This is a genomic window from Streptomyces sp. NPDC002265 (assembly GCF_040296125.1).
In the GTDB taxonomy this organism is placed as follows: domain Bacteria; phylum Actinomycetota; class Actinomycetes; order Streptomycetales; family Streptomycetaceae; genus Streptomyces.
Genome location: NZ_JBEOWS010000369.1, coordinates 1 through 9,192, shown reverse-complemented (window position 1 = coordinate 9,192; position 9,192 = coordinate 1). Strand labels below are relative to the sequence as shown.

The 9,192-nt window shown below is 72.3% G+C and carries 8 protein-coding genes and 2 pseudogenes; 5 read left to right on the top strand and 5 right to left on the bottom strand.

What is annotated here, in order from left to right:
* From sdhC to ABT085_RS39260, 3 genes and pseudogenes are all read left to right on the top strand, one after another.
* Positions 1-77 (top strand): annotated as a pseudogene (gene sdhC, locus ABT085_RS46875) (succinate dehydrogenase subunit SdhC); the annotation flags it as partial.
* A pseudogene (locus tag ABT085_RS39265) lies at positions 74-544 on the top strand (helix-turn-helix domain-containing protein); the annotation flags it as partial. The pseudogenes sdhC and ABT085_RS39265, both read left to right, overlap by 4 nt.
* A 103-nt stretch (positions 545-647) precedes the next feature.
* Positions 648-1,436, top strand: a complete 789-nt coding sequence (locus ABT085_RS39260) for a phosphatase (RefSeq protein WP_351619608.1) — start codon at positions 648-650, stop codon at positions 1,434-1,436.
* A gap of 144 nt (positions 1,437-1,580) precedes the next feature.
* Here the strand turns inward: ABT085_RS39260 and ABT085_RS39255 are convergent, their stop codons facing one another.
* The 5 genes from ABT085_RS39255 to ABT085_RS39235 all read right to left on the bottom strand — a co-directional run bounded on the left by ABT085_RS39255 (position 1,581) and on the right by ABT085_RS39235 (position 6,005).
* Positions 1,581-1,937, bottom strand: a complete 357-nt coding sequence (locus tag ABT085_RS39255) for a hypothetical protein (protein WP_351619605.1) — start codon at positions 1,935-1,937, stop codon at positions 1,581-1,583.
* Positions 1,938-2,201: 264 nt separating this feature from the next.
* Positions 2,202-3,191 carry a cation diffusion facilitator family transporter gene (locus tag ABT085_RS39250; protein WP_351619603.1) on the bottom strand — a complete coding sequence of 330 codons (990 nt, stop codon included), beginning with the start codon at positions 3,189-3,191 and terminating at the stop codon, positions 2,202-2,204.
* A 5-nt stretch (positions 3,192-3,196) separates the two neighbouring features.
* Positions 3,197-4,069, bottom strand: a complete 873-nt coding sequence (tesB, locus tag ABT085_RS39245; RefSeq protein WP_351619601.1) for an acyl-CoA thioesterase II — start codon at positions 4,067-4,069, stop codon at positions 3,197-3,199.
* Between the two features lie 48 nt (positions 4,070-4,117).
* The gene (locus ABT085_RS39240) at positions 4,118-5,275 is read right to left on the bottom strand and encodes an acyl-CoA dehydrogenase family protein (protein ID WP_351619598.1); all 1,158 of its coding nucleotides are present in this window, start codon (positions 5,273-5,275) and stop codon (positions 4,118-4,120) included.
* A 106-nt stretch (positions 5,276-5,381) separates the two neighbouring features.
* Positions 5,382-6,005 carry an SACE_7040 family transcriptional regulator gene (locus tag ABT085_RS39235; RefSeq protein WP_351619595.1) on the bottom strand — a complete coding sequence of 208 codons (624 nt, stop codon included), beginning with the start codon at positions 6,003-6,005 and terminating at the stop codon, positions 5,382-5,384.
* A gap of 95 nt (positions 6,006-6,100) precedes the next feature.
* Here ABT085_RS39235 and ABT085_RS39230 point away from each other — a divergent pair, with 95 nt between their 5' ends.
* Both ABT085_RS39230 and ABT085_RS39225 read left to right on the top strand, forming a co-directional pair.
* Positions 6,101-7,717 (top strand): carboxyl transferase domain-containing protein, encoded by a 1,617-nt coding sequence (locus tag ABT085_RS39230; RefSeq protein WP_351619592.1) that lies wholly within the window; start codon positions 6,101-6,103, stop codon positions 7,715-7,717.
* A gap of 14 nt (positions 7,718-7,731) precedes the next feature.
* Positions 7,732-9,192 (top strand): acetyl-CoA carboxylase biotin carboxylase subunit (locus ABT085_RS39225; RefSeq protein WP_351619589.1); only part of this gene is annotated, 1,461 nt, incomplete at its 3' end.

Here is a 9,192-nt window from a genome sequence, read left to right as displayed (position 1 = left end):
GCTTCCGGCTGACCTGCTACTACTACCGCAAGGCCTACTACCGCAGCTTCTGGGCCTCGCCGCCGGCCTGCGCGGTTCCGCGCTGGTCGATCTCGCCGACGGCCTGGTGCGGGTCCTGGTGCCCGAGGACCGGGAACCGGCCGGGCAGCCCGGCTGGACGCTGGGCGTGAGCGCGCCCGCCGCCGCGCGCGACTGGCCGGCCGCCGACGTCCAGGCGGCCCGTGCCCTGGCCCGCGCGCGGGCCACCCGCGTCCCGCTGGTGCGCCACGGCGACCGCCCCGGGCTCGCGGAGCTGGTCCCGCACGACGAGGCGGCCGCCCACGCCCGCGCCCTGCTGGCGCCGGTCGCCGGCACCCCCGCCCTCACCGAGACCCTGCGCACCTGGCTGTCCCTGCACGGCAGTTGGGACCGTACGGCGGTGGCCCTCGCGGTGCACCGCAACACCGTGCGGCAGCGGATCGCCCGGTGCGCGGCGCTGCTGGACGCGGATCTGGACGACCCGGACGTACGGATGGAGCTGTGGTTCGCGCTGAAACAGCGATGACGCACGGGCCGTGACGGACCGGCAGGGGCCCTGGTGAGTGACGCGTGTCCCAGCGTGCGGGACGTCAGGTGCGCACCCGGCCCGCTGCCTCACAATGGGGACCATGCCGATACCCGGGACACCCAGCCGCGCCGAACTCGTCGACCACCTCGTACGGACGCGCATCGCGGGCGACGTCGCCACCCCCCGCGAGAACAACCTCTCCCACTACCGCAAGCTGGCCAACGGCGACCGCAACTACTGGCTCGGGCTGGAGCTCGGCGACCGCTGGAGCGACGAGCAGGACGTGCTCGCGGTGATGGCGGAGCGGGTGGGCGTCAACGACGACGACGCGTACCGGTACGGCCAGGACACCATCGATCCCGAGCTGACCGTCGCCGCCCTGGAGCGGCTGGCGGGCCGGCTGCGCAAGGCGGCCGAGGGGCGGCAGCGGGTGCTGCTCGCCACCGGTCATCCGGGCGGTCTGCTCGACGTGCACCGGGCCACGGCCGCCGCGCTGCGGGCCGCGGGCTGCGAGATCGTCGTCGTCCCGGACCTGTTGCAGACCGACGAGGGCTACATCATGCAGTTCGCGGACGTGGCGGTGCTGGAGCACGGCGCCACGCTGTGGCACACCCACTCCGGGGAGCCGATGCGCGCGATCCTCACCGCGCTGGAGCGCGAGGAGCGTCCGCTGCCCGATCTGGTGGTCGCCGACCACGGCTGGGCGGGCTACGCGGGGCAGCACGGCATCGACTCCGTCGGCTACGCCGACTGCAACGACCCGGCGCTCTTCCTCGCCGAGGCGGAGGGCACCCTCCAGGTGGCGGTGCCGCTGGACGACCATGTCCTCAGCCCGCGCTACTACGACCCGATGACGGCGTACCTGCTGGCGGAGGCCGGACTGGCCTGAGCCGGGGGCGGGGTGGTCCGGTGCGGGCCGCCGGCCCCGCGGAAGGCCGTGCGACGTCCGTGCGAGGCCGCGATGCGCGGTCCCGGGGAACGGGGCCGCGCATCGCGCGTTCACCGGATCGCACCGGTGCGCTCAGCCGTAGCTTCACCAGCCTCCGTAACCGTTGCCCCAGTTGTTGTAGCCGTTCCAGTTGCCCCAGTTCCCGTAGCCGTTCCAGTTGTTCCAGTTGTTCCAGTTGTTCCAGCCGTTCCAGTTGTTCCAGTTGTTCCAGCCGCTGTAGCCGAAGCTGTAGTCGCAGTTGCCGTTGTTCCACCAGCGGCCGTAGCGGGCGTAGTCGTAGCAGTAGCGGTTGTGGCTGGGAGCCTGGCTGGAGGCCTGGCCGGGAGCGTGGCTCGGGGTGGCCGCCGAGGCGGTACCCGCCGCACCGATCGCGGCACCACCGGCCAGAAGCAGACCGGCGGCGGACGTCGCGAACAGACGCCTCACACGTTGGGCTTGCATGGAAAACCTCGTTCCATCGTTTCTCGCGGTCCCGGGAGGAACACGCGAGGCTGATGGCCGCGGCCACAGGGGCGAAGCACTGCGGCGCGGTCTCGGGATCACCGCGTATTCAGGAGAGGTACGCACGCGGCCGCCGACGCCTTCGGGTCGTAAGGGGCTCGTCCGGTACGGGTTTCACGCGCGCGTCGCCGCGGACGCGGGCCGTCCTGCCGGAAAACCGCCTCGGCCGGTCGTGCCGTGTCCTGCGGCGTTCAATAAACGAGCCTAGTCCTGCACCCGCGACTCGTCACCTCGGGCGACGACCCGTCGCCCGGGGCCGGGCGTCGGGTCCAGATACACCCGGCTCACCACCGGGAAGGCCGCCCGCAGCCGCTGCTCGGCCCGCTCGCAGGCCCGCTCGATCTGGGCCGCGCTCGACGCGTCCCGGAAGTCGACCTTGGCGGCGACCAGGGCCTCCCGCGGCCCCTGCACCAGGGTCGTCAGTTCCAGTACGGCCTCGATGTGTTCGATCTCCAGCAGCTCCTCGCGGATGCGCAGGCGCACGGGCTCGGGCAGCGGCCGGCCGATGAGGAGTTCGGCGTTGGAGCGGCCCAGGATCCAGGCGACGCACAGCAGGAGCAGGCCGATGAGGACGGACGCGACGCCGTCCCAGACGCCGGAGCCCGTGAGCTGCCCGCCGAGCAGCCCGCCGGCCGCGAGCACGAGGCCGACGAGCGCGGCGGAGTCCTCCAGGACGACCGCCTTCACGGCGGTGTCGGGGGTCCGGCGCAGATAGCGCCTGAAGGGGATCCCGGAGCGGTCCGCCTCGCCGCGGGCCTGCCGCACGCCGGTGCGCAGGGAGAAGCCCTCCAGCAGGAAGGCGACGCCGAGGACGACGTAGGAGACGAGCGGGTCGCCGAGGTTCTCGCCGGCGACCAGGGTGTGGATGCCGTCGTAGAACGAGAAGACGGCGCCGCCGACGAAGGTGGCGACGGCGGCCAGCATCGCCCAGATGTAGCGCTCGGCGCCGTAGCCGAGGGGATGGTCCTCGTCGGCCGGTTTCCCGCTGCGTTTGAGGGCGGTCAGCAGCAGCACCTCGGTGACCGTGTCGGCCACCGAGTGCGCCGCCTCGGAGAGCATCGCGCTGGAGCCGCTGATCACGCCGGCGACCGCCTTGGCGAGCGCGACCCCGAGATTGGCGAGCGCGGCGACGATCACCGTGAAGACGCTCTCGGCGCCGTCGTCGTGCGCCGGTGCTGCTTTCCCCTCGGTCATGCCCCTCAGTGTTGCCGAGGGACGCGGACCACGCCTTCCTGGATCACCGAGATGGCCAGCCGGCCGTCCTGGGTGTAGATCCGGGCCTGGCCGAGGCCGCGGCCGCCGTACGCGGACGGCGACTCCTGGTCGTACAGGAGCCATTCGTCGGCGCGGAAGGGGCGGTGGAACCACATGGCGTGGTCGAGGGAGGCCCCGACGACGTCACCCACCGCCCAGCCGCCGCGGCCGTGCGCGAGCAGGACGGAGTCGAGGAGCGTCATGTCGGAGACGTAGGTGGCGAGGACGACGTGCAGCATGGGGTCGTCGTCGAGCTTGCCGTTGGTGCGGAACCACACCTGGGAGTGCGGCTCGCGCGGCTCGCCGAACTTCCCGTAGGGCGGTTCGTCCACGTAGCGCAGGTCGATCGCCTCGCGCGCCTCCAGGAACCGCTCCACCACCTCGGCGTCGAGGTGGTCGTAGCCGCGCAGCCGCTCCTGGGAGGTGGGCAGCGTGGCGGGGTCGGGCGCGGGAGGCATCGGGGCCTGGTGGTCGAGTCCGTCCTCGTACGTCTGGAAGGACGCCGACAGGCCGAAGATCGGCTTGCCGTGCTGGACGGCGACGACCCGGCGGGTGGTGAACGAGGCGCCGTCGCGGATGCGGTCGACGTTGTAGACGATGGGCGCGCCCGGGTCGCCCATCCGCAGGAAGTACGCGTGCAGGGAGTGGGCGAGGCGGTCCGGGGGGACCGTCCGCCCGGCGGCGACCAGCGCCTGGGCCGCGACCTGCCCGCCGAAGACGCGCGGGACGACGGCGGACCGGGACTGGCCGCGGAAGATGTTCTCCTCGATCTGCTCGAGGTCGAGCAGATCGAGGAGGGACTGAAGTGCCTGACTCATGCAGCCATTTCTACCGGCGGGAAGATTGCGCGGGTATGTGCGCGGGTCCTACAGACCCATGTCCTTGGCGATGATCGACTTCATGATCTCGCTGGTGCCGCCGTAGATGCGGTTGACGCGGTTGTCGGCGTACAGGCGGGCGATCGGGTACTCGTTCATGAAGCCGTAGCCGCCGTGCAGCTGGAGGCAGCGGTCGATGACGCGGTGCGCGACCTCGGTGGCGAACAGCTTGGCGCTGGCGGCCTCGGCGGGGGTCAGCTCACCGGCGTCGAGGGCCTCCGTGGCGCGGTCGACGACGGCCTCGGCCGCGTCCACCTCGGCCTGGCAGGCGGCCAGTTCGAACTTGGTGTTCTGGAAGGACGCCACGGTCTGGCCGAAGACGGTCCGCTCCTTGACGTAGTCCTTGGCGAACCGGACGGCGGCCTTGGCCTGCGCGTAGGCGCCGAAGGCGATGCCCCAGCGCTCGGAGGCGAGGTTGTGGCCGAGGTAGTAGAAGCCCTTGTTCTCCTCGCCGAGGAGGTCCTCGACGGGGACCTTGACGTCGACGAACGCCAGCTCGGCGGTGTCGGAGGTCTTCAGGCCCAGCTTGTCCAGCTTGCGGCCGATGGAGTAGCCCTCGGCCTTGGTGTCCACCACGAACAGGGAGATGCCGTGCCGGCGGTCCTCGGCGGTGGGCGCGGAGGTACGGGCACAGACGATCATGCGGTCGGCGTGCACACCGCCGGTGATGAAGGTCTTGGCGCCGTTGAGGACGTAGTGCGTGCCGTCCTCGGAGAGCTTGGCGGTGGTCTTCATGCCCGCGAGGTCGGAGCCGGTGCCCGGCTCGGTCATCGCGATGGCCCACATCTCCTCGCCGGTGGCGAACTTCGGGAGGTAGCGCTTCTTCTGCTCGTCGGTGGCGAGCAGCTTGATGTAGGGCAGGCCGAGCAGCACGTGCACGCCGGAGCCGCCGAAGGTGATGCCCGCGCGGGCGGTCTCCTCGTACACGACGGCCTCGAACTTGTACGAGTCGATGCCGGCGCCGCCGTACTCCTCGTCCACGCGGATGCCGAAGACGCCCAGCTCGCCGAGCTTGTGGTAGAAGTCGCGGGGCGCCTGGCCGGCCGCGAACCACTCGTCGTACACCGGGACGACCTCGGCCTCGATGAAGGCGCGCAGGGTCTCCCGGAACGCCTCGTGATCCTCGTTGAACACCGTACGGCGCACGCCGCCACCTCCAGGTCTTTGCCGTCGTCGGCTGTCTAAGCGCTTGCTCAGATCAACCGTACCGGCCGGTAGCGACAGGAGTCGAGGGGATCGGCCGTAACGCTCGTCACGCCCGCGCGGGGTGCTCCGCCTCCTCGGGCCCCGCCGCCGCCCCCAGCGCGCCGCGCGCCATCCGGTGCAGCAGCCGCGCCGTCACCGCGCGCCCCGGCAGGGACCCCGGGCGGCCGAGGTGGGGGGTGGAGTTCAGCAGGCCGAAGACCGAGTGCACCGCCGAGCGGGCAGCCGGCTCGGCCAGCGCCGGATAGACCTCGCGGACCAGCCCGACCCAGAGCTCGACGTACTGCCGCTGGAGCTGGCGCACCAGCTTGCGGTCGCTGTCGCGCAGCCGGTCCAGCTCGCGGTCGTGCAGGGTGATGAGCGGGCGGTCGTCGAGCGCGAAGTCGATGTGCCCCTCGATGAGCGAGTCGAGGACGGCCTCGGCGGACCCGCCGTCCGCCTCCTCCAGGCGCCGGCGGGCGCCGGTCAGCAGCTGGCCGCTGATCCCCACCAGCAGCTCCGCGAGCATCGCGTCCTTGCCCGGGAAGTGGCGGTAGAGCCCGGGACCGCTGATGCCGACCGCGGCACCTATCTCGTCGACTCCGACACCGTGGAAGCCGCGCTCGGCGAACAGCCGCGCGGCCTCCTTGAGGATCTGCTCGCGCCGGGTGGGGGCGTCGGTTCTGGTGGCCATGGAAGCAATTCTAGACAGCGGGGTTAGCGGTCGTTAACCTGAAGGAAATGGTTAACGCTCATTAACAGTCGATCGCTGGGTGAGGGGACCGCAGGATGCAAGAGGCACCGGAGCTGACGAGCGCGGCCGATCCCGCGTCGGAGGCCTGGCGGGCCAACGAGGACGCGCACCGCGCCCTCGTGGAAGAGCTGCGCGCGAAACTGGCCGAGGCCCGGCTGGGGGGCGGTGAGAAGGCGCGGGCCAGGCACACCGCACGCGGGAAGCTGCTGCCGAGGGACCGGGTGGACGCCCTCCTGGACCCCGGCTCGCCGTTCCTGGAGCTGGCCCCGCTGGCCGCCGACGGGATGTACGAGGGACAGGCCCCGGCCGCCGGCGTGATCGCCGGGATCGGGCGGGTCAGCGGCCGGCTGTGCGTGGTCGTCGCCAACGACGCCACCGTCAAGGGCGGCACCTACTACCCGATGACGGTGAAGAAGCACCTGCGCGCGCAGGAGGTGGCGCTGGAGAACCGTCTGCCGTGCATCTACCTCGTGGACTCCGGGGGCGCCTTCCTGCCCATGCAGGACGACGTCTTCCCCGACCGCGAGCACTTCGGGCGGATCTTCTTCAACCAGGCCCGGATGTCCGGCGCCGGGATCCCGCAGATCGCCGCCGTGCTCGGCTCGTGCACGGCCGGCGGGGCGTACGTGCCCGCGATGAGCGACGAGGCCGTGATCGTGCGCGACCAGGGCACGATCTTCCTGGGCGGCCCGCCGCTGGTGAAGGCGGCCACCGGAGAGGTCGTCACCGCCGAGGAGCTCGGCGGCGGCGAGGTCCACTCGCGGGTGTCGGGCGTGACCGACCACCTCGCCGAGGACGACGCCCACGCGCTGCGGATCGTGCGGAACATCGCCGCCACCCTGCCCGCGCGCGGCCCGCTGCCCTGGGAGGTCACCACCCCGGTCGAGCCGAAGGTGGACCCCGCCGGGCTGTACGGCGCCGTGCCGGTCGACTCCCGCACCCCCTACGACGTCCGCGAGGTCATCGCGCGCGTGGTCGACGGGTCGCGGTTCGCCGAGTTCAAGTCCGAGTTCGGCCAGACCCTGGTCACCGGCTTCGCCCGGATCCACGGCCACCCGGTCGGGATCGTCGCCAACAACGGCATCCTGTTCTCCGAGTCCGCCCAGAAGGGCGCCCACTTCATCGAGCTGTGCGACCAGCGCGGGATCCCGCTGGTGTTCCTCCAGAACATCTCCGGCTTCATGGTGGGCAAGGCCTACGAGGCGGGCGGCATCGCCAAGCACGGCGCCAAGATGGTGACCGCGGTGGCGTGCACCCGGGTGCCGAAGCTGACGGTGGTGGTCGGCGGGTCGTACGGCGCGGGCAACTACTCCATGTGCGGACGGGCGTACTCGCCGCGCTTCCTGTGGATGTGGCCCAACGCCAAGATCTCCGTGATGGGCGGCGAGCAGGCCGCCTCCGTCCTCGCGACCGTCAAGCGGGACCAGCTGGAGGCCCGCGGGGAGTCCTGGCCGCTGGAGGACGAGGAGTCCTTCAAGGACCCGATCCGCGCCCAGTACGAGCGTCAGGGCAACGCCTACTACGCCACGGCCCGGCTCTGGGACGACGGCGTGATCGACCCGATGGAGACCCGGCAGGTGCTGGGCCTGGCCCTGACGGCGTGCGCGGGCGCGCCGCTGGCCGAGCCCGCCTTCGGCGTCTTCCGGATGTGAGGGGACCACAGACCATGTTCGACACAGTCCTTGTGGCCAACCGGGGCGAGATCGCGGTACGCGTCATCCGGACGCTGCGCGCGCTCGGGGTGCGCTCGGTGGCCGTCTTCTCCGACGCCGACGCGGACGCCCGGCACGTGCGCGAGGCCGACACGGCGGTACGGATCGGCCCGCCGTCCGCGGCCGAGAGCTATCTGTCGGTGGAGCGGCTGCTGGAGGCGGCGGCCCGCTCGGGGGCCCAGGCGGTCCACCCCGGGTACGGGTTCCTCGCGGAGAACGCCGGGTTCGCCCGCGCGTGCGCCGAGGCGGGCCTGGCCTTCATCGGACCGCCGGCGGACGCGATCTCCCTCATGGGCGACAAGATCCGCGCCAAGGAGACGGTGCGGGCGGCCGGCGTCCCGGTCGTACCCGGATCCAGCGGCAGCGGGCTCACCGACGCCGAGCTGGCCGAGGCCGCCCGGGAGATCGGCATGCCGGTGCTGCTGAAGCCGTCTGCGGGCGGCGGCGGCAAGGGCATGCGGCTGGTGCGCGAGACCTCGGCGCTGGCCGACGAGATCGCCGCCGCCCGCCGCGAGGCCCGCACCTCCTTCGGCGACGACACGCTCCTGGTCGAGCGCTGGATCGACCGGCCCCGGCACATCGAGATCCAGGTCCTGGCCGACGCCCACGGCAACGTGGTGCACCTGGGCGAGCGCGAGTGCTCGCTCCAGCGCCGGCACCAGAAGATCGTCGAGGAGGCGCCGAGCGTGCTCCTGGACGAGGCGACCCGCGCCGCGATGGGCGAGGCCGCCGTCCAGGCCGCCCGCTCCTGCGGCTACCGGGGCGCGGGCACGGTGGAGTTCATCGTCCCCGGCGGCGACCCGTCCTCGTACTACTTCATGGAGATGAACACCCGCCTCCAGGTGGAGCACCCGGTCACCGAGCTGATCACCGGCATCGACCTGGTGGAGTGGCAGCTGCGGGTGGCCGCGGGCGAGCCGCTGCCGTTCACCCAGGACGGCATCCGGCTGACCGGCCACGCCGTCGAGGCCCGTATCTGCGCCGAGGACCCCGCGCGCGGGTTCCTCCCCTCCGGCGGCACCGTGCTGCGGCTGGCCGAACCCCAGGGCGACGGGGTGCGCACCGACTCCGGGCTCAGCGAGGGCACCGAGGTCGGCAGCCTCTACGACCCGATGCTGTCCAAGGTCATCGCCTACGGGCCCGACCGCGCGACCGCGCTGCGCCGGCTGCGCGCGGCCCTCGCGGACACGGTCACGCTGGGCGTGCCGACCAACGCGGGGTTCCTGCGCCGGCTGCTGGCCCATCCGGCCGTCGTCGCGGGCGAGCTGGACACCGGCCTGGTCGAGCGGGTGGCGGCGGACCTGGTCCCCACCGAGGTGCCCGACGAGGTCTACGAGGCCGCCGCGGCCGTCCGCCTGGACGCGCTGCGTCCGGGCGGCGAGGGCTGGACCGATCCCTTCTCGGTGCCGAGCGTC

Bases quoted from the DNA above. Each gene is read 5' to 3' on its own strand.
- ABT085_RS39250 (WP_351619603.1), bottom strand. From the start codon at position 3,191: ATGACCGAGGGGAAAGCAGCACCGGCGCACGACGACGGCGCCGAGAGC.
- ABT085_RS39235 (WP_351619595.1), bottom strand. From the start codon at position 6,005: ATGGCCACCAGAACCGACGCCCCCACCCGGCGCGAGCAGATCCTCAAG.
- ABT085_RS39230 (WP_351619592.1), top strand. From the start codon at position 6,101: ATGCAAGAGGCACCGGAGCTGACGAGCGCGGCCGATCCCGCGTCGGAG.
- tesB (WP_351619601.1), bottom strand. From the start codon at position 4,069: ATGAGTCAGGCACTTCAGTCCCTCCTCGATCTGCTCGACCTCGAGCAG.
- ABT085_RS39255 (WP_351619605.1), bottom strand. From the start codon at position 1,937: ATGCAAGCCCAACGTGTGAGGCGTCTGTTCGCGACGTCCGCCGCCGGT.
- ABT085_RS39260 (WP_351619608.1), top strand. From the start codon at position 648: ATGCCGATACCCGGGACACCCAGCCGCGCCGAACTCGTCGACCACCTC.